Origin of the sequence: Dakarella massiliensis (assembly GCF_001182045.1) — a bacterium.
Lineage (GTDB): Bacteria > Pseudomonadota > Gammaproteobacteria > Burkholderiales > Burkholderiaceae_F > Mesosutterella > Mesosutterella massiliensis.
On record NZ_CVTY01000006.1, the window covers coordinates 199,881 to 223,704 of the forward strand.

Here is a 23,824-nt window from a genome sequence, read left to right on the forward strand (position 1 = left end):
GTGAAGCCCCCGGAAGCGAAAGCCTCCGGGGGCTTTGTTTTGTCTCTGAAGAATCCGGGAGCTGGTTTTTTTGTTGTTTTTCCGCAACACAAAAACCCGTGACATTTTTTCAACTGCCGCCGCTTTCCGCGGCTTAAAAATCACCCGGAAAAGACTGATTTCCCAGGGCTGGCAGGAGTGGAGCGGATTCTCTGTGAATAGCCATAAAAAGAACGAATTAGGCGGTTTATCGGTTTTATTTCCGATCACATTCCGCTTTTCAGCCGGAACCCCTCATGCTCTAATAAGAGTGAAGAGGAAACCGCGGTCGCATTCCGCGATTCCCGTATCACAAAAGACGCGTACTGAATCAGCAGCAAAAAGCAAAGAAACTGCGACTTCACCCATCGCCGTTCTGAGGCCCCCCGGAGGAACCGCGTTCTTCCGGGGTTCTTCTATTTAGAGAGGCCGCTTCACTTCCACTCGGAATACGGGTGGGCGACGAGGTTTGAGTTGTAGTAGCGGGGGTCGCCTGAGACCTCATCTCCAATCCACTCCGGTTTCTCAAACGGCTCATCGACACTTCCAAGCTCAATCTCCGCGACGACGAGCCCCGCGTTCTCCCCGAGAAACTCATCCACTTCCCAGACGTGCTTCCCCCGAAGAATCCGATAGCGGTTCTTTTCAATGAGAGGCTTCTCAGCGAGCTCTGTCAGCATCTCGTTCGCGTCATCTGCCGGGATAACGTACTCAAACTCGAGCCTCGCGATCCCGTTATTCGGTCCCTTCACCGTGATGAAGCCCTGATCCCCGATCGTGCGGACTCGCACCGTGCGGTCGATGCTGCTATTCAGGTACCCCTGGCGGTAACGGATCCCAGGAGCGAGCGCTTTCCACGCGTCCCCCTTCACGAGAAACTTCCGTTCAATCTCTTTTCCCACAGCGGACTCCTATTTTTTCCGCGGTTCCTCGGAACCGGTTCAATTCTGTCGTTCGCTAACTATCGCACTTTTTACCGCGGTAAGCCGCCGGGACCGTCGATCACCGCTATCACAATAATTTATCTGTGATTCTTAAAACCTGATTTTGTGAGAGTTTTTGGTACCGATTCACCGAGATAGGGAACCCGCGCGACCCGAATCTGTGCACCGGTTTGGAGCGCCTGAGGTGACCCGCCAATAAAAACAGGCGTTTTCGGGATTTTGAAAATCTGGCACAGATTATGCGAGATCGAGGATAAGAAAAGACTTCCGGCGCTTCCTCGGGGCGCCGGCACTCGAAAACCGCATGGGAGACGCTTATGAAGCTCATCACTGCCATCATCCACCCTTACCGGCTGGACGCCGTAAAGGACGCGCTGGAAGAAATCTCAATCTCCGGCATCACGGTGACTGAAGTCCGGGGGCACGGCCGGCAAAAGGGCCACACCGAGGTTTACCGCGGAGCCGAATACGAAATCGATTACCTCCCGAAGGTGAAGATCGAGATCGTGGTGCCGGATGACGTTCTCGACACCACGATCGAGACGATCTGCGCCGCGGCCCGCACGGGGAAGATCGAAGACGGAAAGATTTTCGTCTCTCCCATTGAATACGCGCTCCGGATCCGTACCGGAAAGGAAAACGAGGAGGCACTGTCATGACGCTCCGCACCACACTTCTGAAACTCGCGGCCGCCGCTTCCGGCCTCACGGCGAGCGTCTCCGCTTTCGCGGCGGACACCCTTGATAAAGGCGACACCGCGTGGATGCTGGTCGCGACGGTCCTCGTCCTCTTCATGACGATCCCCGGGATCGCGCTCTTCTACGCCGGCATGGCGCGGAAAAAGAACATTCTCGGCACGATCGCGCAGGACTTCGCGATCTGCGGCGTGGTCACGATTCTCTGGTTCGTGATCGGTTACTCACTCGCGTTTTCGGAAGGGAACTCCTTTATCGGCGGTCTCTCCTTCCTCGGGATGCAGGGGATCGGCGTCAATACGCTGCAGGGCTCGATCCCGCAGCTCCTCTTCGCGGTGTTCCAGATGACGTTCGCGGTGCTCACCGCCTGCCTCATCACGGGTTCCTGGGCGGGGCGCGTCAAATTCTCCGCGATGCTCGCCTTCATGGTGGTATGGAGCCTCGCGGTCTACGCGCCGATCTGCCACTGGGTGTGGGCCTCTGACGGTTTCTTCTTCAAGCTCGGCGCGCTCGACTACGCGGGCGGCACGGTCGTTCATATCAACGCTGGTATCGCGGGTCTTGTGGGCGCTCTGATGCTCGGGAAACGAAAGGGCTACGGCGTCACCCCGATGCAGCCCGCGAACCTCACGATCGCGGTGATCGGCGCCGCGGTGCTCTGGGTCGGCTGGATGGGCTTTAACGGCGGGGCGGGTCTCGCGGCGGACGGGCGAGCCGCGATGGCGATCGTGGTCTCCCAGATCGCGGCGGCCGGCGGTCTTGTCGCCTGGATGGCAGCCGAATGGGCGTACCGCGGGAAGCCTTCGCTGCTCGGCATGATTTCTGGCGCGATCGCGGGTCTTGTCGGCATCACTCCGGGGTCTGGCTTTGTGGAGCCGCTTCCCGCCCTCGCGATCGGTATCGCGGCAGGTCTCGTCTGCTTCTGGTCCGTCACGATCCTGAAGCGGAAGCTTGGGTATGACGACGCGCTGGACGGCTGGGGCGTGCACGGCGTGGGCGGCATTGTGGGCGCCCTCCTCACCGGTGTCTTCGCGACAGCCCGCGTGACCGGCACCGATCTCCCGCCTGTCATGACGCAGGTCGGCATCCAGGCGCTCTCCGTCATCGCGACGCTGGTCTACGGCGGTCTCATGAGCGGCGTGATCCTCTACGTGATTGATAAGGTGATGGGGCTCCGCGTATCCGCGGACGACGAACAGATCGGTCTCGACCTCGCGCTCCACGGAGAACGTATCGAATAACAGAAAGTTTTTTTTGGAATCACTTGCCGTCAAGTTAGGGGGAGGAAGTCTGGCTCACGCCAGACGCACCTCCCCTCTTTTTTACGTCGGTTCAGGGATTTTTCTCTGGTTTTTAAAGCAGAACGAGACAGATAAGAAAAAATTAAATAGCCAAGCTATTAAAACCGGTAGCGATAATAATGACATCAGAGAGCCAGTCAAGGCTCCGCACAAAAACCTCGTTCCCGGCATGCCGATCCAAAAATTCCGTCGCTCGGCGCTCAGTCTCGCGCTCAGCCTTACGCTTCTCGCTCCGGCTTCAGCCTTTGCGCTGACTACCGCTCAGGCTCACTCGGCTTCAGGCGACCCGCTCCTCACGATCGACTTTTATGACGAGGGGGATGTTTTCACGCCTCCGGATCCGGTGAAAGGAGACCAGGCGACAGAGCCAGTGACCTCGAAAGGGACGCTTTCGAGCGATCAGAAAAACTCGGTCGAGATGGCGCTTAACTACGCGCTCGGATACGTGACGCAGGGAAAGACGTACGCTTCAGAAGGCCGGATGGCGGTTTATGTGGAACACGATGACAACGCGTCATCCTCCTATATCAAAGGCTCCGAAAACGCCGATGGCACCTATAACACGCCGATCTTCGATCTTGTCTCGAAGGATCAGCTGACGCGCGGCGTGCAGATACTCTTTGAAGCTGACAATGCGTCGGACATTGCCACCCCGACTCCTTACCTCTACCCGATTCTCGAGGAAGCGGGCACCGTGTTCGCGCTGGTGATCGTGCATGAGCTCGGACACTCGCTCGGCATCATTGCGCCAAATGAAGGAATCACGACAGCGGAGACGCTCTCAACAGATCTGATCTGGTTCGATAAGAGCAATCTGACGCCGTTCGCGTCCCACCTATACTCCTGCATGGTCTAGGACGAGGCGGCCCAGCTCTTCAGACCCGATCCCACCGTGCCCGGTGTCAGGGCGACGGCAAGCACCCTCATCACGCTGACTCCCTCCCCGTACCGCACGGATGAACTGCGAGAGACCGTCACTCCCACCCCGGCGGACAGCGGGAAATTTCTCGTCTCCGCCTACAACACTTCCGGGGTGTACTTTCGGGGGCCCCACGTGAGCGAAGTGCTGAACGGCGCCTTCAGCAACTCCATTCCGGTGAACGGTTACCAGGACTACTTCTACGAAGACTACGGAATAACGCTGTTCTACGCGGAGCTTTCTCACCTCGAACTCGAACGCAGTCTCATGAGCCATCAGAGGTACCGGAACTACACGATGCTCCTCGAAGCGGAGCTCGCGGTGCTGCAGGACATCGGTTATGAGATCGATCGGAGCCTCTTCTACGGCCACTCAATCTATAACGACGGTCTCACGGTCACGAATCAATACGGCTACAGCCACGGGACGACGCTTGGGGTCGGTCTTCACGTGTTCGGAAGCGGGAACACCGTGACGCAGGCAGCGCCGATCGCCGCTTCAGGCGATGCCGCGGTCGGAATCCGGAACGACGGCTCGGGGAACACGATCATCGTCCCCGCGGGAACGACTGTGTCGTCCTCCGGCGTTCACGGCATCGGCCTTCTTTTCGCCTACGGGAAGGAGAACCGCCTGATCCAGTCGGGGACGGTTTCCGCGCCTGGCGAGGGCGGTATCGGGATCCGGTTTGATTTCGGCCACAACGCGATCGCGGATTTCTATGGGTATCGGGGTTCCTTTATCCATTTCGCCTACGGAGAAAACCAGCCTGTCACGGAGCTCTGGGAAGGATTTCAGCTGAACCTCGATGGGCCGCTCGTCAGTTCGTACGACCTCTCGGGGAGTCTCTCGGGGTCGGACGCCGCGATCTATATCGGCGAAAACGCGCTCGTTTCCGCGATCAATATCCTGCGGGGAGCTTCAATCACCGGAGACATCATCTCAGACTGGGACCCCGACCTCGCGATCGAAACAGACGAAGGTGAAACCCTTTCCGTCGTGAATAAAGAGGCGGCCGCGGAAGCCGATGTCCCGCTTTACACGGATCTCAATTTCGGATACCGGACCGCGGCGGACGGAAGCGCTGACACGTCATCCGCCGACCCCGATTTCAGCCTCACCTACAGCGGCTCGATTTCTGGACCTGAGACGATCAGACTGAACGTCATCGGCGGAAACCTGACGCTGACAGGGGAGTCTAACGTCTATTCGATCCGGAACGACGCGACACTCACACTTGGAACCCAGGCGTCAGTCGCCGCCACAGCCGCCTTCACGAATCGCGAAAACGCGACGCTCGCGACGCCGATCCTGTCGGACGGAACGCTCGGCGAAATCGCCACGGGGGAATCAGGGAGCAGCCTTCAGGGGACGTGGCTCCTCTCGCCGCCCGAAACCTACTACCGCACCGGCACCGCCATCACCGCGCGGCACTCGGCGGTCACGCTGAACGGCGGCAATCTCGAGTGGGAGGGCACGATCAAGGCCTCGACCCGCTCCCCCACGCTGACACTCCGGGTGTCCGGGAGCCGCGCGACCCCCACAATCACGGTGGAGCGGCCGAGCAACGCTTATAGCCAGTACGGGACATCGCCCGCTGCCCGCGGCGCGGGATCCGGGGTGCTCGGGCTTGCCTCGGCCGCGGAAGGTGACGCCCAGACTCTTATCCGCACGATCGACTACCTTCCGAACGGCGCGGCGGTGGACGCGGCGCTTTCGCAGATTTCCGCCGAAACCTATAACGCCGCCGCGGACGCGGAGCTCCGAGGCATGAGCGCCGCGAACACTGCGCTCTTCTCCCGGGTCCATGCGTCGAAACTCGAAGCGGAGGCGGATCCCGCGGCACCGGACGGCGCTGCCGCGTCTGGCTTCCCCATTTCACAGTGGACCGGCTATGCGATACCGTTCGCCTCGAGAACGCTGCGGCACGGGCTCTCGGGGCACGCGGACTACCGGGGGTCGGCCGCTGGCATTCTCGCAGGCGTCGAACGGAACGCGAGCGACGGTCTGACCTTCGGGCTCGATGCCGGGCTTATCGGGCGTCACACGTCACTCCATCAGAATCACAATGACCGCGTGAATTCCGCTGGGTTCTCCGTCGGAACCCACGCCTTCTATTCGCCGGACGCGTGGAACGGCTTCTATATCGCCGGGGCCGTCCGAGTCGGGTTTGATGAGAACCACTCAAAGCGCCGTATCGCGATCAGTGACTATCGCCGTACGGCGAAAGGCCACTATACGAGTGTCGGAGCGTCGGGCCTCGCCACGCTTGGAAAAGACTTCTACGCCGGGAATGTGTCATTCGGCCCGATCGTTACCGCGGAGTACGGCGTGACACACCGCGAAGGCTTTACGGAGCGGGGCGGTGACGGCGTGAATCTCCGTATCAAAGGCGGGAGCGAAGACACCTTCGCCACAACTGTCGGAGGTCACCTCTCAGGCTTCTCCCGAACCGAAACCGGGCTGCGGCTCGCCGCGAACCTTACGGCGGGCTGGAAGCATGAATTCACGGGAAGCAGCTACACGACCACGGCGTCGTTCGCTGGGTACCCCGGCACCTCGTTTGAAACCCGGACAGAGCGCGGCGCTCGGGACGGCTTTGTGATCCAGGGCACCGCGTCGCTCCAAAGCCCCGGACGACGGGTCTTCGCGAACCTCACTTCCGGTTACGCGCACGACACGGGGTTCAATGTCGGATTTGAAGCGGGGTTCCGCTTCTGATTAAAGCCGAATCTCCTGAGCTCAAAAAAACAGGAGGGCAGTCTTTTGCGGACTGCCCTCCTCTCTTTTTGAATCTAATCGGCGTCAGATCACACGGACAATGCCCGGACCATCCTGCGTCTCCAGCCGCTTCACGTCCTTCATCGGGGGCTCTCCGAAAAGGCGCTTGTACTCGCGGATAAACTGCGGCGCGCTTTCGTACCCCACCGCGGACGCCGTGTCCGTGACGTTCCAGCCCAGCCGGACCATGAGCCGCTGGGCCTCGTAAAGCCTCAGCATTTTCACGAACTTCAGCGGCGGAAATCCCGTCACGGTTTTGAAAACGCGGTGGAAAGCGGATGTCGACATATGGACGCGGTCCGAAAGCTCATCCACCCGGATCGGTTCCCGGTAGTGAGACCGGATCCACTGCACGGCCTCCGTGATCGCGTGGCAGCGGGTCCCCGGCATCATGAGCTGCCGGATGGTTTTCCCGGCGGGCGACTTCAGGATCCAGTAGTGGATTTCGCGGGACACGAGGGGCTGCAGCACCTGAGCGTCCTCGGGGTGTTCAAGAAGCCGCGAGAGCCTGTCAAAGGCGTCCGCGAGCGGCTCCGGAGCCTGGAACACAAACCCAAGCTCATCCGGGATCCAGTCGGGGTGGGGGATCGGGTCACGCTTCGTGAGTTCCGCGATGATCTCGGGCTCGAACTGCAGGCCGACCGAAATATAGGGCTTTTCGTGCGACGCGCCGACCGAGTGGAAGAACGCCGGGACGCAGAGCGAGGACACGAAACACTCCCCCTCCGTGTAGACATACTTCCGGCCGCCGATATGATTTTCTTTCGTGCCGGAGACAACAAAGCACGCCATCTCTTTTCCGCCATTGCAGTCGATCACGTCGTCGCTCTCCCGCCGATAAACGGAAACGCCTGTGATGTCGGAGTAGAGAATTTCGGGGGTGGGACAGATCCCGTCCAGCCGCTCAAACATCTGGCGGCGCCGTCGGACCTGATCCGGGGACTCCAATGCTGCATTCTTCATAGGAAAAAGCTCTCCATCTTTTTCTATTGCTGCCGGGATTTTTTTGTGGTTTCGCCTTTTAGATTAACGCGAAAAAGGCGCGGATTATGAGACCGCGAAGCCCCATTTTCTTGACGGATATTCTCAAATACTTAACTGATATTTTTGAGGAATTCCTTTATATTTTAAGGGGTTGAAGTAATTTTTACTTCAACCCATCAGAAAAAAGTTGTAAACGCCTGAGGCAAAGCTGTAAGCCCCGATGGAAGCCTCTTCTATGAATCAGAGTGCGGCCTGTCCTCAGACGCAAGCAGCGAAGAAAACAATAAAGCAAGAGCTATACGCAATGAACCAAACAAAATTTATCTCGCGCCGGACGTTCCTCACCGGTGTCTCAGCCGCGGCGATCGCCGCCGCCTCTCCCGCGCTTTTCGCCGCCCCAAAGCCGAAAGCGAAGGCGCTCATCATCCTCTTCTCCCGCTCCGGGAACACCGCGTACCTCGCGGAGCGGATCCACGCCGAAACCGGCGCCCCGATTCTCAGGATTGAGCCGAAGGTTCCCTACGCCCCCCGCTACAGCGATATGACGGACGGCGCCCGGGAAGAAATCCGGAAGTGGAGCCGCCGTGAAATCAAGACGAAGATTCCGGATCTCTCGGGCTACGACACGATCTTTATCTGCGCCCCGCTCTGGTGGGGGCACCTTGATACCCCGATGCGGACGTTCCTCATGGATCATCCGCTCGCCGGAAAGACCGTCTTCCCGGTAACGACCTCGGGGAGCTCGTCCCCGGCGGGTGTCGTCGCGGATATTCATAAGCTTTGCCCGGAGGCCACAATCAAGCCTGAATTCTGGGTGCCGGGAGATGAAGCTCGGAAATCCGACGCGGAACTGAAGGCGTGGCTTAAGAAGAGCGGCTTCTGACCGTAGACTCGTCGCCCCGGCGCGGTTTGCCCGGGGCTCACGCCTGTAGGAGAATGGGGAAGACTTTTTAATGCCTTCCCCTTTTTCTTTATGCCGATCACGTCTGACCTGACACCGCGTCCTGATTTCAACGCTGACGAGAACCTCGCGCATCTCACGGAAGCGCTCGCCCCCTTTGGGTTCACGGCGGGGAGCGGGAAAGCGGCGGAATCGGGACTCAGCTTCCGCGTGAGTGTCCGGGAGGCCGGGGGAATCGCGGCCGCCCGAGCCGAAGGTCCGGGGCTTGTCTTCAAACGGAAAGCGAAACCCGTCGCCGCGTCAGACGACGCCCGGCTACTCCTTCTCTTCGCCGCGGCGGGAACATCTGAAATCGCTGAAGGAAAGACAAGGCTCCAGGTGACCCCAGGATCCTTTGTTCCGATTCTGGATGGCGAAGACCTCAGGATCACTACCCCTGCGGGAAGCCAGATTTTTCTGCTTTCGCTCCCGCTTGCGGCGGTGCCGAAGTCAGACGAAATCCCCCGACGCCAGATCCCGAAAACCGGGATCCAGGGGAGCGGCTGGGCCTCTGACGCCTTTATCCGGATTCTCGAAAGTTTCTTCCGCGCGGCGTTCCTCTATGGGGATGAGGATTTCGCGCGGGCCGCTTCCGCTCTCCCCGCTTTTCTCCCGCCCGTGATTGAGGCGCTCCCGATGCGCCGGGCAAAGCACCCGAGCGCGGCGCTCGGCACCCTCCGGACCACCGTCCTCGGGATCATGACGCGCCGCCGAGCGGAAAAGGGGCTGTCGCTTGAGGAGATCGCCTCCGACGCCGGGGTCACGACCCGCTACATCACCGAGGCATTCCGGGACGCTGGGACCACCGCGATGAATGAACTCGTAAGGATCCGGGTGGAGGCGGCCGCCGCCGACCTCCGGGACCCCGAACTCTCACGCCTCCCCCTCCGCACGATTTCTGACCGGAACGGGTTCGCGACGCAGCAGCATTTTTCCCGAGCGTTCCGGCTCCGATTCGGCGTCACGCCGAATCACTGGAAGAAGGGCGAAGGGGGCGCGGTGTAACCCCGCAGCGCACCGGGCGCTCTGATTCCGGCTATCCTTGAAGTCACTCAAGAGTCACCAACTCCCGTAACTCAAAAAATTCCAAAAAGGATAGAAAGCCATGGCTCAGATTCTTGGCATTGTCCAGACGTCAAGCGGTTCCTCCGCTCTCCTCCGGTCGCTCTGCGAACAGTACCTTCCGGGTATCGAAGTGCGTCAGTTTATCGGTGAAGGGCTCCTCAACCCCACCTTCTCCGAATCCGGTCCTACCCCTGCTGATAACCGGGCGCTCTTTCACCTCTACGAAGCGGCTGAAAATGTCGGCTGCGACGCGATCCTGAATGAATGCGTGGTGTACGGCAACACCGCGACCGCGCTCGCGAGCTTCTTCAACCCCCGCATCGTCCGTATCGATGAAGGGATGATCCTCGACGCGCTGAAGATCGGGAAGCGCTTCGCGATTTTCGGCACCGCGAAGGCCGCGCTTCACCCGAGCGAAACGCTGCTTCTTAACCTCGCCTACCGCCGCGGGCTTGATGTCACGGTGGAAACGCATCATGTGACGCGGGAAGCTCTCGCCGCCGAAGCCGCGAAGGTGGATGGCACGGTGGACGCGATTCTCCTCGCGCAGCCCTCGATGGCAGCGCTCGCCCCGCAGATGAAGGGCTTCAAGACCCCGGTGCTCTCGGTGCTCGACTCCGGTTTCAGGCTCCTGCGTGACGTGATGGCGTCGCTCGCCTGATACAAGCTCAGCGGCTCAACAGAAGAAGCTCTTTCGCCTAGAATGCGGGAGCTTCTTATTTTTTTCGCTTTTTTCCGTTTGTGGTTCTCCCTTTATGCTCCGCTCTGACTTTGAAATCATGGCTCCTGTCGGTTCCCGCGAGTCGCTCTACGCGGCGTTCCAGGCCGGGGCTGACGCCGTGTACTTCGGGGTCGGAAAGCTCAATATGCGGGCGCACTCCGCGAACGCCTTCACGATTGATGACCTTCGGGAGATCGCGGAACTCTGCCGCGATAAGGGCGTGAAAAGCTACCTCACCGTGAACACGATCGTGTACGACGAGGAACTCGACGAAATGCGGCGAATCGTGGACGCCGCGAAAGCGGCCGGCATTTCCGCGATCATCGCGTCTGACGCCGCGGTGCTCGGCTACGCGAAGAAAGCGGGCGTGGAAGTGCATCTCTCGACGCAAATGAACATCTCGAACACGGAGGCGCTCCGGTTCTACTCGGCGTACGCCGATGTCGCGGTGCTCGCGCGGGAGCTGAATCTCAAACAGGTCAAGCGGATCCACGACGCGATCGTCTCGGAACCGATCCTCGGACCCTCCGGGCAGCCGATGCGGATCGAGATGTTCTGCCACGGGGCGCTCTGCCTCGCCGTTTCCGGAAAATGCTTCATGAGTCTCGGGACACGGGGCGAAAGCGCGAACCGCGGCCAGTGCCTGCAGACCTGCCGCCGCTCCTACCTTGTGAAAGATAAGACGCGGGATATCGAGCTCGAGGTCGATAACGAATACATCATGAGCCCGAAGGACCTGAAGACGATCGGGTTCCTGGATCGGATGATTGACGCCGGTGTGCGCGTGTTCAAAATCGAAGGCCGCGCCCGCGGTCCTGAATACGTCCGCACGGTGGTGGAGTGCTACGACGAAGCGATCCGGACCTATATCGCGGGTGAATGGGACGAGTCCTGCCGCACGAAGTGGGACGCGAAACTCGCTGCCGTCTTTAACCGCGGGTTCTGGGAGGGGTACTACCTCGGAGCCCCGGTCGCGGATATCACGAACGGCTACGGGACCAAGGCGACGGAAAAGAAGTTCTACGTCGGAAAGTGCGTGAATTTCTTCGTGAAGCCTTCGATCGCCGAATTCGTGCTTGAAGCGGGCGGGTTCAAAAAGGGCGAAAAGCTCCTCATCACCGGCCCCACGACGGGCGCGGCGTACGCGGAGCCCACTGAAATCTTCGCGGACGAAAAGCCCGCCGACTCGTTTGAGAAGAAGGACGACATCACGTTCAAGGTCCCCGAGCGCGTCCGCCCGGGCGACAAGCTCTACGTGATCCGGACGCGCGAAGCGTAAGAAAAGCGCTCGGTAAAGCGCCAGAGCGGCAGCGTCCCCGGGGAGGGACCTGCCGCTTTTTTTGACGTTCCGAAAAACCGATCTCTGGGACACGCCAGGTACCGGAAAACCGTCTTACATCAATTCAGGGCCACGGTTACCTCCTGATAGGTATACCGCTTTGATTATCAAAGTGTTAGATTTATTGGTATACTGGTATACAGCAACTCACGGTAGATTGTTCCGGTGCTTTCTGCTGATGGAGTGTTTCCATGAAAAAGTCGCAGATCATCAAAATCCTTGTGTGCTTCCTGCCGCTTCTCCTCCTTCTGCTTCCGGCTCCCGCCGGAATGAACCCCAAGGCATGGGAGCTCTTCCCCTTCTACGCGGGCGCGATTCTCGGAATCATGCTGCATCCGTTTTCTGAAGCCGCCATTCTTCTCATCTTCCTCGGGTTCTATTCCGTCACGATGAAAGGCCAGGCCGTGGCGCTCTCAGGCTACGCGCTCGCGATGACCTGGCTCGTCGTCGGCGCCTTCGTGATCGCGCAGGCGTTCCGTGACACCCAGCTCGGGAAACGGATCGCCTATCACCTGATCCGGATCTTTGGGCGATCCGCGATCGGGCTCGGCTACGCCGCGGCGTTTTCTGACTTCATCATCGCGCCGATGACCCCTTCGAACGCCGCTCGAACCGGCGGCATCATTTTCCCGATCTTCCGCTCGGTCGCGGAGACGCTCGGTTCCACCCCGGATCACAACCCGGAAAAGATCGGCGCCTATCTCTCGCAGCTCCTCTACATCATCACGATGGCGACCGGGATCACGTTCCTCACGAGTTACGCCGCAAACGGGGTCGCCTGGGCGATGACGGATCAGATCCTCGGGCTTCAGATCTCCTGGATCCAGTGGACGATCTCCTTTATCGTGCCGGCCGGTGTCGTGCTCCTCCTCGCGCCGCTCATCATTTATAAGATCTATAAACCCACAATCGGAAAGATCGATAACAAGCGGATCGCGGCGGAGGGTCTGAAGGACCTCGGCCCGATCTCAAGAAACGAAAAGATCCTTCTCGTTCTCTTCCTCCTCGCGATCATTCTGTGGTCAACTTCGTCCTACACCAAGATCAACTCCACCGCGGTGGTGCTCGCCTTCATCGCGCTCACGCTGCTCACCGGCGTCCTCAAGTGGAAGGACATCGCGGTGAACGGTCAGATCTGGTCAACGCTCATCTGGTACGGCGGCATTCTCGGTATGGCCGGCGCACTCAATAAATTCCAGTTCTTTAACTGGCTCGCCGGGTGGCTCGAGACCTATATCGACTTCTCGTCCTTCAGCCACATCGGGCTTCTGATTACCCTTGTCTTCGCCGGCACCGCCTGCCGCTACCTCTTCGTCTCCTGCGGCGCGTATATGGCATCCGTCATTCCGGTGCAGTACACGATCGGTCTCGCGGCGGGGCTCCCCAAGATGGACATGTTCCTTGTCTTCGTGATGTGCGGCGTGATGGGTGCGTACGTCACCCACTACGCGAACGCCGCGGGCCCGGTGCTTTTCGGCGCTGGCTACGTCCCGCTTAAGAAGTGGTGGGCCACAGGGCTCTTCATGACACTCGTGAGCTACGTGATCTTCGCGCTCATCGGTGTGCCGTACTGGAAGATCCTCGGACTCTTCTCGTCCCTCTGAGCCTTGAGCTTCCCTTAAACCGTACGTAAGAGCGGGATGCCGTTTTCATGGCACCCCGCTCTTTTCTTCTTTGCCCTTTTTGAACCCTCAAGCGGGCTGTTCAGGAGACTGGGGGCACTGATTTCGCCCCCGAATATTTTTCCACGTTATTCGTTATTGGAATAGCGACACTGAATAAAAAATACCGCGTCTTTTTTCACCAAAATGAGAAATTCACCTTATAATTGGATTTTTGCCTATTTCTGCACCCAAAGTCGGCATCTGTCCTTAACAGTTTCTTAAATCCGGAAACCCGTACGACAAAAACCGCCATAAGAATCGGATTAGTAGTGTTTTACTTCACCCAATAAAATACCTGTAACCCCCACAGCCTCTCAAAAATCTGTCACACGGCGTACCTACTTGTGAGATCAGATAAAAGTCGCATAAGTTCTTAAAAACGCTGTAATATCGGGCTATTGCGGAGAGGTAATCCCGTATTTGATCTATGCCAAAGATTATTGACATGAATCAGCAAATACCTATTTGGTGATAGTGGCCAAAGTTGATTTCTGGAATCACAAGTGATACATTGTAAATCGTTCAATTACCGAGAGAAATCACGGGCGTTGAACATGGTTTTTACTCTGTGTGTCGGTCTAGGTCACTCTCATCCTGATTCTGCGTCGGTGAAGTGTAGACAAGATCAAATTTAGTGGAAGGCAGTTACATAATTGCCTTCCATTTTTTTATCTGTGAAATTTCGGGTGAACAACCATTCAGCAAGGGTCCCGGCGCGTTCGGCGGCGGGAAACTCACCCCGACTCAATTACGCGTTCAGATAGCGCTCGATTTCGTCCGGATTCCGGACGCCAAGCTTCCGGATAATCGCCGCGCGGTGCACTTCGACGGTCCGCACCGTGATCCCAGTGCGCTCACTGATCTGGCGGTTCGTGAGCTTCTTCCCGATCAGTTCCGCGATTTCGCGCTCGCGGTCCGTGAGCTCCTGAACCTTCGCCCGGATCGCGCCTTCGGTTTCTACCGCCCCTGTCTCACTCACGCTCCGCGTCACGGCGCGCGCGATCGCTTTGAGAAGCCGTTCCTGACGCACGGGTTTCTGCACGAAATCCACCGCGCCGTCCCGCATCGCGCCCACCGCCATATCGATGTCACCGTTCCCGGTGAGGAAGATCACAGGGAGCGCGTACCCTCGGACATTCATTTCTTGCTGCAGCTCAAGCCCGCTCATCCCGGGCATCCGGACGTCGAGAATCGCGCAGCCAGGGGTGGACGGGGCGTCGTCTGTCAGAAACGCGCGGCCGTTTTCGTAGGTCTTCACATGCCACCCTTCCGCGGTCAGCATGAATTCCAGCGCTTCCCGCATCGCGGGGTTATCGTCCACGGTCCGGATGAGACACTTCGCCTTGATGTCATCCGTGATTTCCGGGATCTCCGTATTCGCCATTTTTTCTCTCTCCTTATTTAGGCATCAGGCAGCGACCGCTTCCCCAAGGGGCGCTCCCCGGCGTTTTTCAGTTCAGGGAGCTCTCCCCTTGAGCGCCCGATTCTTTCTTTGAATCCGCGGCGGTTTCAGCTTTCACAAAACCTGCCGCCCGATCCGCCGGCTCTTTTTAATTTGGCTCGGCGGCATCGTCCCGCGGCTTCTTGTCATTTGAGTCCGCGGCTGGGAGGTGCACGTAGATCGTCACTCCCCGGACGCTCCCGTTCTCGATCGAAAGCCGCCCGCCGTTCCGCTCCACGATCGACTTCACGATGAGGAGCCCAAGTCCGATCCCCTCGTGCTTCGAGCTCTTCAGGGCTCCCGACGGGTTCTCGATTTCGGCAAGCTGCTCCGGGGTCAGCGCCGGCCCGTTATCCGACACCGCGAGCAATGCTTTACCGGGGTTCGACGCGATGATAATCTCAACCACCCCGTCCGGCTGATCTTTTACGGCTTCCGCCGCGTTTTTAATGAGATTATAGGCGACGAGCTCCATTTCGAGCTGATCCGCGATAAGCGTCACCGCATTCGCGTCAGTGCGCTTAAACCGCACGCGGGATCCGGACGCGGAGCGGTACCCGGCAAGCGACCGGGTGACGACGTCGTTGAGTGATATCGGTTTCCGGTCGATATCCTTTGCCCGGGCGTAGGCCCGCACGCGTTCCACGATGTCGCTCGCCCGCTCGGCCTGCGTTTCGAGTTTCCCAAGCGCCATCTCCATTTGGGATTCAGAGGCTTTCCCCCGCTTGATAAGCGACTTCATCCCCTGGGCGTAGAGCGAAATTGCGCCGAGCGGCTGCCGCATCTCATGCGCGAACACCGAGCAGAGCTGCCCGATGATCCCCATCTTCTCCATAAAGCTGATCTTCGCCGCGTCTTCGCGGGACTTCTCCTCGTACTCCTTCTGAATCCGGAGCGACTCCTGGAGCTGCGCCGTGCGGCGCTTCACGAGCACCTCGGTTCGGACACTGTGAAGGATGAGACCGAGGATCAGGAGGATCCCGATCAGGATCGCGCTCCAGTAGGTCATGATGAAGCGACTGAGCGACCACTCTCTTAAATAGCGGTAGGGACCGATCTTGAGACCCTTGAAGAGCGCGTCAACGGACCGGAAGTCCGTCGCGATGCTCCAGTAGAAGCCGTCTTTCGTCGGCGGCATCTCGAGCACCGCGGATGTCACAATCTTTGAGATCTCGGGCGGCGTATTCGCGCTCGTGCCGATGGTCCACGTGGGATAGAGGTCGGTTGAACGCTGGCAGGGCTCGTTCGCGTCCCGCTGATCGATCACACGGAACAGCCCCTTATCCTCCGGATGCTTCTTCAGCCACCCCTCAAGCCAACAGATGCGGAGCGTGATGATGTCGACATCCTTCCGCCTCAGTGCGTCAAGGATCGAGACAGCGCCGGGGCCCCCGCCATAGAAGTTTGTTTTCTTGAAAAACGCTTCCGGGTCAAACCCCTGCCGCAGCACTTCGCCAAGCGCCAGCTGATACCCCGTGAACGCGGTGGGGGAGGAGGCCCCAAGGACCGAGCCCTTCGCGTCGTAAAGCGTCCGGATCCCGGAGTCATTCCGCACAATCAGCGCGGCGCCGTCACTGTGATTCGGGTCCGGGTAGTTTTTGGAGGCGACGGTCGCGAGCGAACTCGCGCCGTACTGCACCATGCGGCGGTAGAAGCCGCTTGACGCGAGGAACACATCCACGTCCCCGTTCTTGATCGCGTCCCGCAGCTGCTCCAGCGTGTACTCCTTGATCCGCAGATGCTGTTTCCCGATCCGCTTCTCAAGCGCCCGGATCGTGTCCGGAATGATCTCTTCGTTAGGGGACGGGCTTGTGTAATAGACGATCCCGAGCGTCACGTCCGGAATTGCTTCTCCGGCCACAGCGGCGCCCGCCGTTCCGGCCGCGAGGACCTGAAAAGCCGCTGAAATAAGGATCGCAGCAAAGGCTGTCCTGAGTTTGTGGGAACGTTTCATGGCATCAGTGTCAGATTGCTTACCCAGAAAGGACAACCGCCGAATAGTCTTTTGACTGAAAACACACTACGTAGTGGTAGGTCGGCGGAACAATGTTCACCGTACTGAAGAGGTCTCAGAAACTTCTTCGGGCCTAGAAAACCAGAATCAAACCTGAAACCAACGTCCGGATTCCGAACTGCCATTCGAATTCCGGCCGAGGAGAGAACAACATGGAATCTCAGAATAAATTCCAGGTGTCCCGCCGTACCCTGCTCAAGGATACCGCGATCGGCGCCGCCGGTGTGTCGACGATGGGCATTGCGGATATCGCATCCGCTGCCACGAAGCAGTCTGCCAAGAAGGCTCACAAGGCTCCGACCGCCCAGATCCGCAACTTCGACATGATCGAAGCGTTCTACGCGAACTATCCGAAGAAGCTCGCCGCGGTCCGTTCGAAGCTGAACCGCCCGCTCACCCTCTCTGAAAAGATCCTCTACACCCACCTCTACGATCCGGAAGCGGTGAAGGAATATAAGCGCGGCGCGTCTTACGCCGAATTCCGTCCGGACCGCGCCGGTACGCACGACATCGGCGGCCCGATGGCGATTCTCCAGTTCATGGTCTCCGGCAAGAAGAAGATTGCCCTCCCGGCCGCTATGGTCTGCGATCACCTCGTGACCGCGAACGCCGGCGCCCGTAAGGACATCGCCTTCGCTGACCACTACAACAAGGAAACGTACGACTTCCTGCGCACCGTGTCCCGCCGCTACGGCTTCGACTTCTGGCCCGCGGGTTCCGGCATCTGCCATCAGGTGTTCCTTGAGAACTACGATTTCCCGGGCGGCATGATGCTCGTCACCGACTCCCACACCCCGACCGCCTGCGGTCTCGGCATGCTCGCGATCGGTGTCGGCGGCGCTGACCTCGTGGACGCTCTGATGGGTTCCGAGTGGGAACTCAAGATGCCGAAGCTGATCGGTGTGAAGCTCACCGGTAAGCTCCAGGGCTGGGCCTCTCCTAAGGACGTCATCCTCCGCGTCGCTCAGATCCTGACGACGAAGGGCGGCACGAACTGCATTATTGAATACTTCGGTGACGGCGCGAACACCATCTCCGCGACCGGCAAGGCGACGATCGGCAACATGGGCGCTGAAGTCGGCTCCACGACCTCCGTCTTCCCGTATGACTCCCACATGAAGGCTTACCTGAAGGCCACGAACCGCGAAGCGGTGGCGGACCTCGCTGACGGTGTCGCGAAGGACCTGCAGGCGGACCCCGAAGTCTATGCTCACCCGGAGAAGTACTTTGACCGCGTGATTGAACTGAACCTCTCGGAACTTAAGCCCCTCATCAACGGCCCGCTCTCTCCGGATGCCGCGATGGAACTTGACCAGGTCGGTGACACGCTCGCGAAGAAGAACATTCCGGAAAATATCGAAGTCGCTCTCGTCGGCTCCTGCACGAACTCTTCCTACGAAGACTTCACCCGCGCCGCTTCGATCGTGAAGCAGTGCCTCGATAAGGGCGTGAAGATCAAGACGCCGCTGATCGTCGTTCCGGGCTCTGTCCGCATTCGTGAGACCCTGAAGCGTGACGGCATTCTGCAGCAGTTTGAGAAGCTGAACGCCACCGTGATGACCACCGCCTGCGGCCCCTGCATCGGCCAGTGGGATCGTCACATCGGCGATAAGACGAAGGTGAACACGATCATCGAGTCCTTCAACCGCAACTTCGCCGGCCGTAACGACGGCAGCAAGAAGACCCAGGCTTTCCTCGCGTCTCCTGAAATCGTGGTCGCGATGGCAATCAACGGCGATATGCGCTTCAACCCGCTGAAGAGCACGGTGACCGGCGCGAACGGCATTTCCTTCAAGCTCGCGACTCCGGTCGGTGAGGAACTCCCGGCTAAGGGCTTTGCCACGAACGTCGGCGGCTGCATCATCCCGGACTTCAAGCAGGTCCCGGTTGTGGTGGCTCCGAACGCCGAGCGTATCCGCCTCCTCACCCCGTTCCCGGCCTGGAACGGCAAGGATTACGTCGATCTCCCGCTGCTGATTAAGGCGAAGGGTAAGTGCACGACGGACCACATCTCCCCCGGGGGCAAGTGGCTTCCGTACCGCGGCAACATCGACCGGATTTCCGATAACCTCCTCGAACGCGCGACGAACGCCTTTAACGGCAAGAGCCAGAGCGTCTGGAACGTGGTGAACAAGGACTACGAGTCCCCCGCGAAGACCGCCCGCCTCTATAAGAACAAGGGCATCCAGTCGATCATCGTCGGCGACGATAACTACGGTGAAGGTTCTTCCCGTGAACACGCCGCCATGGAACCGCGTTACCTCGGCGTCGTGGTGGTGCTCGCGAAGAGCCTCGCCCGAATCCACGAGTCCAACCTGAAGAAGCAGGGCGTCCTCGCGCTCACCTTCGTGGACCCGAAGGATTACGACAAGATCCGTGAGAAGGACCGCATCTCGGTCCTCGGCCTCTCCCAGATCGCTCCGGGGAAGACGGTGACGATCGTCTGCAAGCATGAGGACGGCACCGAAGACCGCTTCCAGGCTCAGCATTCGTATAACGCGAAGCAGCTCACCTGGTTCCGCGCCGGTTCCGCGATGAACGCTCTCGGCAAGGCCTAAGCCACCTGCCGAAAGCCTTGAGACCGCCCCTCCTTCTCTCCCTCTGAGAGGCGGTCTCGTAAATCTCCCATAACGGCTTGTTGGATGGATCCGAGGAGTTCTCTCCTGCCCCGGTTCCATCCATTTTTTTGTCTTCACATTCCGGAATCCCGAATAAAGCAAAAGGCCTGCGGTATGAATCGCGAGCCTTCTTTTTGCCGGATGGGTGTCATACCACCGTCCCTTGCCTTCACGGATGGGTAAGCCCCCGTCCGTTCCTTAAACATACCGAATCGCCCATCCAAAATCAATCCGAGCTGACGATCCACGTCTCCCGGGATTCGGGCCGCGCGGGCAAAAAAAAGGAGCTTATCGAAATTGCTCTGATAAGACTCCTTCGGACGGTGCCTGGAAGGCTGTAGGAGAGGTCCTCCAGGTCGCCGGTCGTTCCCAAACTCTGGATCCGGAACCCCGGATCGGAATGCTTTACACGCCGTACACGCGGGTTTCTTCCGTCACCGTTTCGATGACGGGTTCCGGAGTCCCCGGCTTCACCACACGCTCACTGATCTGCTCTTCCGTAATAATGAGACGGCGGCGGTCGCAGATCACGCGGGCTTCTTCACGGAGAAGCGAAATGAGGTGCTTCATTTCGCCTTCGCTCCGGGCGCGAGCCTCAATCTTCACTTCGACGCGGGTCGGGCCGCAGCTGAGCGGCACCCCGGTGTCACCAAGCGACACCACGTGCGCCTCAGCGCCCCAGATCGCCTGGGCGGCGGTTTCGACCCGGAGAATGAGCTCCGCCGCGCCGCTGATCGCGGCACCCGCCTCGGGCGCTTTCCCCTGAGTCTCAGTATTCGGTTCAATCACAAAAGCCACCCGGCGCGTCACGGGGGCGTCCGACCGGGGGTCGAACGTCAGCACGGATTTCACGCGCGATAGCACTTTCTGTCCAAATGCCATTTCAGTTCTCCTCCAGAATTCAGCTTTTTCGCCGCGCGGAGAAAGCCCCTAAGTGCTTTCTTCAGCGCTAATTTCGATTCTAACTGCCGGAATCTTTTTGCCAATAAGGCATTGTGATTAAAAGGAATTGCTTAGAAAAAAGAAGCATTTCTGCGTACCTGAGGCGACAGAAACGTTCCCATCTTGGGACTCCGATCCGGCGCACTGAAAAAGGTGTTCTCCCCGCACTTTGGGATCCTTCCCCCTGTTGCTGTCAAAACCGCGCGGAAGCCCGGCCGCTTTCTTTCCCTTTTTCCCCTGACTTACAATTAAGAGCGAACAGCGAATCTGGCACCGAAGTAATCAAACGCATATCTACAGGAGAGCCTGGCCGTGAGGATCAGACTCCCGCCGAACGCGGTACCCGAATCAAAGGACGGATCCTCAATGAGAACAATGAAAATGGTGGGAAAGGACTGGGTATTTCCGGAGTTTGTCCTCTGGCAGAGTCAGCTTCTGAAGATCCGGCGTGATTTCCACGCGCATCCCGAACTCGGTTTCCGGACACACCGGACAGCGAAACGGATCGCGGACACCCTGCTCCGGTTCGGTGTCCGTCACATTGATCTGAAATCCGTCCCAGGGGGTGTCATCGCGGTTATCAATCGCCGCCGACCTGTCATGTTCCCCGACGACAAGTGGGAAAGCATGCAGCCCGTTATCGCGCTTCGAGCCCGGATTGACGCGTCTCCGGTGACGGAACGAAACGACATCTTTTACCGCAGCCGGAATCCGGGAGCCGCTCACACCCAGGGGCACGACGGCGAAATAGCCTGGCTTCTCGGGGTCGCCCGGAATTTCGCGCACGACACAAAGCTTGGAAATTCGACCCTCGTTCTGATTTTCGAACCCGGTTCTGAAACCGGCGGCGGGGCGGACGCGGTAATCAATTCGGGAATTTTTGAGAAATACGGAATTGAGACGATTTTCGGGGTCTGCGCGGATCCGACGCTCCCCATGGGGACCTATGGGTTTACAGCCCCGGAACCGGGTGCAACGCCGGGTTCAGCTTCCGGCGGCAATGATCCGGAACGGGTCGGATACGCGCGCGATCTGATTAACGATCTATTCACCGATGCCGCAAGGACAGATCTTCTGCCGCTCCCCGTGCCGGACGATTTCTCCCGGTATCAGAGTATCGTGCCCGGCATCATGCTTCGGTTCGGTGTCCGCGGCCCCAAACATCAGACATCGCTCGGGAGCCCGGAATTCGACTTCAATGATTCCGTTCTTCCGATTGTCTGTTCACTCACCGGCGGCTACGTCATGACCCTCCGGCAGGGCTGGTACGAAAGTCCGGCGTTGTATGAAATTTACTATACGGTGGTGTGGTACGACTGCCAGCAGTTTTACCCATTCAGAAGATAGAAAGCCCGGAGAAAAAGGCACGGTTCATCGCAAGCCGCGCCTTTTCCTTCAGATCGATCAAAAGACGAGAACTTCGCCGTCCGCCGGGATCAGCGCGCGGCGCGGATCCATCCCGAGGCGCTGCGTGAGGAGCCGGAGCTCCGGACGATGGAGCACGCAGTGGTTGAAGCCATCCATGTGAACCGCGACGATCGCGGCGTCCGGCGCCTCACGGTAGGCGCGGATAAAGTCGGGACCGCCCATGATGATCGAGCTGCTCCACTCAGCCATCATCGCGTTTCCGGTGTTGAGAACGATGACACCGGGCTTAAATTTCTTAATGCGCTCGGACACCTCAGGAATCCAGACCGTGTCCCCCACCACGTAAACCGTCTTGCAGCCTTCGCGCTCAAAAATCACGCCCATCGGATGACCGAGGAAATCTCCCATGTAGCTATTCAGGATCTCTTCCGACCCGTGGTTGCCGTTCGCGCGGAAAAGCGTGACGCCCTTAAACACCTCACCATCCTGCATCACGCGGACATTCGTAAAGCCATCCGCCTCAACCTGGCCGCGCTCTTCTTCGTTATTCACGAAGATCAGGTGATCCTTCGGCACCACCCGGCGGGCTTCATCATCCCAGTGATCAACGTGCGTGTGGGTGAGAATGATCGCGTCGCACTTCAGCACTTCCTCAACCGGGAACGGCAGCTCCACCATCGGGTTCCGCTGAGACATGTTCATCGATTCCGGAAAACCGGAAAAGGCCCCCTTCTCAGCCAGCATCGGGTCGATCAGAAACGTTGTGCCGCCAAGCGACACCTTGATCGTGGCGCTGCGGATCAGCTGCACCGTGCTGCATTCATGAATGGCTTTCATTGTCGTTAATCTCCTTGATAGTTTTTTAATTCCCGCGGAGCGGTTTTCTCCGCCTCCGCTTTCCATGAAAACCATCCTACGGACGCGCGGCTGTGACCGTGATAAGGTAAATTGACAGCTAACGATGGATTTCTGCCATTTTGGATTTCTGACTCATGACGCCTTATGACCTTCCGCTTCCGGATGTGGATCCGCTGCCGCCGGCTCACCCCGCGCGCCGCGCCGCGGTCATTGTGACCCCCGGAACCATCACGTATCTCCTGTCGATCCCGTGGCTTGTCATGCAGACGCTGCCGCCTGAGAAGCACCGGCGGCTTGTCACGCTCTGCGCTGAGGAGCCCGGGAACATCCGGGCGCTCGGCGGCTTTGATGTGCCGGTGTCAGCCGGGCTTGAAGCGCTGGATGACGCGGATACCGTCCTGATGCCGCACTGGACGGATCCCGGGAAGGTACCCTCCCCCGCGCTGATCGGGGCGCTTCAGAAAGCGGCGGATGACGGAAAGGAAGTGGCGGGACTGTGTCTCGGCGCATACCCGCTCGCCTACGCCGGCATTCTTGACGGCCACCGGGCTGTCACCCACTGGCGTTTCGCGCGGGACTTCCGGGCACGGTTCCCCCGCGTGAAGCTCGATCCCAAGGCGCTTTATATCGATGACCGGATCCGAATTACGTCTGGCGGCATCGCGGCCGGCAACGACTGCTGTCTTTACCTCTTCCGAAAGCATGAGGGCGCGGCCGCGGCGAACGACGTCTCCCGCAATATGCTGATTCCGCCGGTGCGGGACGGAGGCCAGGCGCAGTATATCGATGAGCCGCTCGCCCGTACCACACCGTCCGCGCGCCTCAACCTCGCGATGCGATACGCCGAGGAGCATCTAAGAGAAGAAATATCCGTGGAGACTCTCGCGCGTGTCGCCTCGATGTCCCCGCGGAACTTCGCGCGGAGCTTCAGGAAGTTCGCGGGCGAGACCCCCGCCGCCTGGCTCCGCATCCTGAGACTCCGGAAAGCGGAGGAGCTCCTGGAAACCACCGATCTTCCGATCGCCGTGATCGCGGAGGACACCGGGTTCCAGTCCCCGGTCACCTTCCGGCAGGCCTTTCAGGCCGCGAAGGCAGTGTCGCCGCAAAGCTACCGGAAGACCTTCCAGGCAGAGGAAACAGGGGCTGAGAGCGAAGCATAAAAATTCCCGGGCATCGCGGGAGGATGTCCGGGAACGTTCTTTTCTCTTCAGGAGA

Annotated in this window: 18 protein-coding genes; 12 read left to right on the top strand and 6 right to left on the bottom strand. The window is 59.2% G+C overall.

Translation table 11 applies throughout. The features are described 5' to 3' along the window. Positions 1 to 452 precede the first annotated feature (452 nt). Positions 453 to 920, bottom strand: a complete 468-nt coding sequence (locus tag BN1936_RS04820; protein WP_022443031.1) for a CYTH domain-containing protein — start codon at positions 918 to 920, stop codon at positions 453 to 455. Positions 921 to 1,279: 359 nt separating this feature from the next. On the opposite strand from BN1936_RS04820, the gene BN1936_RS04825 reads away from it, so the two are divergent. The 4 genes from BN1936_RS04825 (at position 1,280) to BN1936_RS04840 (ending at position 6,595) form a co-directional block, all read left to right on the top strand. After that, positions 1,280 to 1,621, top strand: a complete 342-nt coding sequence (locus tag BN1936_RS04825) for a P-II family nitrogen regulator (protein ID WP_022443030.1) — start codon at positions 1,280 to 1,282, stop codon at positions 1,619 to 1,621. After that, a complete protein-coding gene (locus tag BN1936_RS04830) occupies positions 1,618 to 2,898 on the top strand; it encodes an ammonium transporter (protein WP_049686777.1) in 1,281 nt (426 codons plus the stop codon). Before BN1936_RS04825 ends, BN1936_RS04830 begins: the two co-directional genes overlap by 4 nt. Before the next feature lie 229 nt (positions 2,899 to 3,127). Continuing rightward, positions 3,128 to 3,814: a hypothetical protein gene (locus BN1936_RS04835; RefSeq protein WP_049686778.1), complete on the top strand. Its 687-nt coding sequence runs from the start codon at positions 3,128 to 3,130 to the stop codon at positions 3,812 to 3,814. 36 nt (positions 3,815 to 3,850) lie between these two features. Continuing rightward, positions 3,851 to 6,595 (top strand): autotransporter outer membrane beta-barrel domain-containing protein, encoded by a 2,745-nt coding sequence (locus BN1936_RS04840; RefSeq protein ID WP_049686779.1) that lies wholly within the window; start codon positions 3,851 to 3,853, stop codon positions 6,593 to 6,595. Between the two features lie 84 nt (positions 6,596 to 6,679). On the opposite strand, the gene BN1936_RS04845 is transcribed toward BN1936_RS04840, so the two are convergent. Beyond that, entirely contained in the window at positions 6,680 to 7,618 is a 939-nt protein-coding gene (locus BN1936_RS04845) for an AraC family transcriptional regulator (protein ID WP_022442790.1), read from the bottom strand. A gap of 325 nt (positions 7,619 to 7,943) precedes the next feature. On the opposite strand from BN1936_RS04845, the gene BN1936_RS04850 reads away from it, so the two are divergent. From BN1936_RS04850 to BN1936_RS04870, 5 genes are all read left to right on the top strand, one after another. After that, a complete protein-coding gene (locus BN1936_RS04850; protein WP_049686780.1) occupies positions 7,944 to 8,522 on the top strand; it encodes a flavodoxin in 579 nt (192 codons plus the stop codon). Between the two features lie 90 nt (positions 8,523 to 8,612). Beyond that, complete coding sequence (locus tag BN1936_RS04855; protein ID WP_049686781.1) at positions 8,613 to 9,584, top strand: helix-turn-helix domain-containing protein; 972 nt, start codon at positions 8,613 to 8,615, stop codon at positions 9,582 to 9,584. Positions 9,585 to 9,684: 100 nt separating this feature from the next. Further along, positions 9,685 to 10,305: a hypothetical protein gene (locus BN1936_RS04860; protein WP_049686782.1), complete on the top strand. Its 621-nt coding sequence runs from the start codon at positions 9,685 to 9,687 to the stop codon at positions 10,303 to 10,305. A 94-nt stretch (positions 10,306 to 10,399) separates the two neighbouring features. After that, positions 10,400 to 11,644, top strand: coding sequence for a peptidase U32 family protein (locus BN1936_RS04865; protein ID WP_049686783.1), 1,245 nt, complete (start codon positions 10,400 to 10,402; stop codon positions 11,642 to 11,644). Positions 11,645 to 11,895: 251 nt separating this feature from the next. Continuing rightward, the gene (locus BN1936_RS04870) at positions 11,896 to 13,308 is read left to right on the top strand and encodes a DASS family sodium-coupled anion symporter (RefSeq protein WP_049686784.1); all 1,413 of its coding nucleotides are present in this window, start codon (positions 11,896 to 11,898) and stop codon (positions 13,306 to 13,308) included. A gap of 808 nt (positions 13,309 to 14,116) precedes the next feature. Here BN1936_RS04870 and BN1936_RS04875 read toward each other — a convergent pair. After that, on the bottom strand, positions 14,117 to 14,752 hold the full coding sequence (locus BN1936_RS04875; protein ID WP_022444715.1) for a response regulator transcription factor: 636 nt from the start codon (positions 14,750 to 14,752) through the stop codon (positions 14,117 to 14,119). A 166-nt stretch (positions 14,753 to 14,918) separates the two neighbouring features. Beyond that, complete coding sequence (locus BN1936_RS04880; RefSeq protein WP_022444714.1) at positions 14,919 to 16,763, bottom strand: sensor histidine kinase; 1,845 nt, start codon at positions 16,761 to 16,763, stop codon at positions 14,919 to 14,921. 212 nt (positions 16,764 to 16,975) lie between these two features. On the opposite strand from BN1936_RS04880, the gene BN1936_RS04885 reads away from it, so the two are divergent. Beyond that, positions 16,976 to 19,381, top strand: a complete 2,406-nt coding sequence (locus tag BN1936_RS04885) for an aconitate hydratase (RefSeq protein ID WP_022444713.1) — start codon at positions 16,976 to 16,978, stop codon at positions 19,379 to 19,381. 465 nt (positions 19,382 to 19,846) lie between these two features. On the opposite strand, the gene BN1936_RS04890 is transcribed toward BN1936_RS04885, so the two are convergent. Then, the gene (locus BN1936_RS04890; protein WP_022444712.1) at positions 19,847 to 20,323 is read right to left on the bottom strand and encodes a zinc-binding metallopeptidase family protein; all 477 of its coding nucleotides are present in this window, start codon (positions 20,321 to 20,323) and stop codon (positions 19,847 to 19,849) included. Between the two features lie 426 nt (positions 20,324 to 20,749). Here BN1936_RS04890 and BN1936_RS04895 point away from each other — a divergent pair, with 426 nt between their 5' ends. Beyond that, positions 20,750 to 21,730 (top strand): M20/M25/M40 family metallo-hydrolase, encoded by a 981-nt coding sequence (locus tag BN1936_RS04895; protein WP_022444711.1) that lies wholly within the window; start codon positions 20,750 to 20,752, stop codon positions 21,728 to 21,730. Positions 21,731 to 21,787: 57 nt separating this feature from the next. Here the strand turns inward: BN1936_RS04895 and BN1936_RS04900 are convergent, their stop codons facing one another. Then, positions 21,788 to 22,588: an MBL fold metallo-hydrolase gene (locus BN1936_RS04900; RefSeq protein ID WP_022444710.1), complete on the bottom strand. Its 801-nt coding sequence runs from the start codon at positions 22,586 to 22,588 to the stop codon at positions 21,788 to 21,790. A 155-nt stretch (positions 22,589 to 22,743) separates the two neighbouring features. On the opposite strand from BN1936_RS04900, the gene BN1936_RS04905 reads away from it, so the two are divergent. After that, the gene (locus BN1936_RS04905) at positions 22,744 to 23,769 is read left to right on the top strand and encodes a GlxA family transcriptional regulator (RefSeq protein ID WP_053101815.1); all 1,026 of its coding nucleotides are present in this window, start codon (positions 22,744 to 22,746) and stop codon (positions 23,767 to 23,769) included. The last annotated feature ends 55 nt before the right edge of the window (positions 23,770 to 23,824 follow it).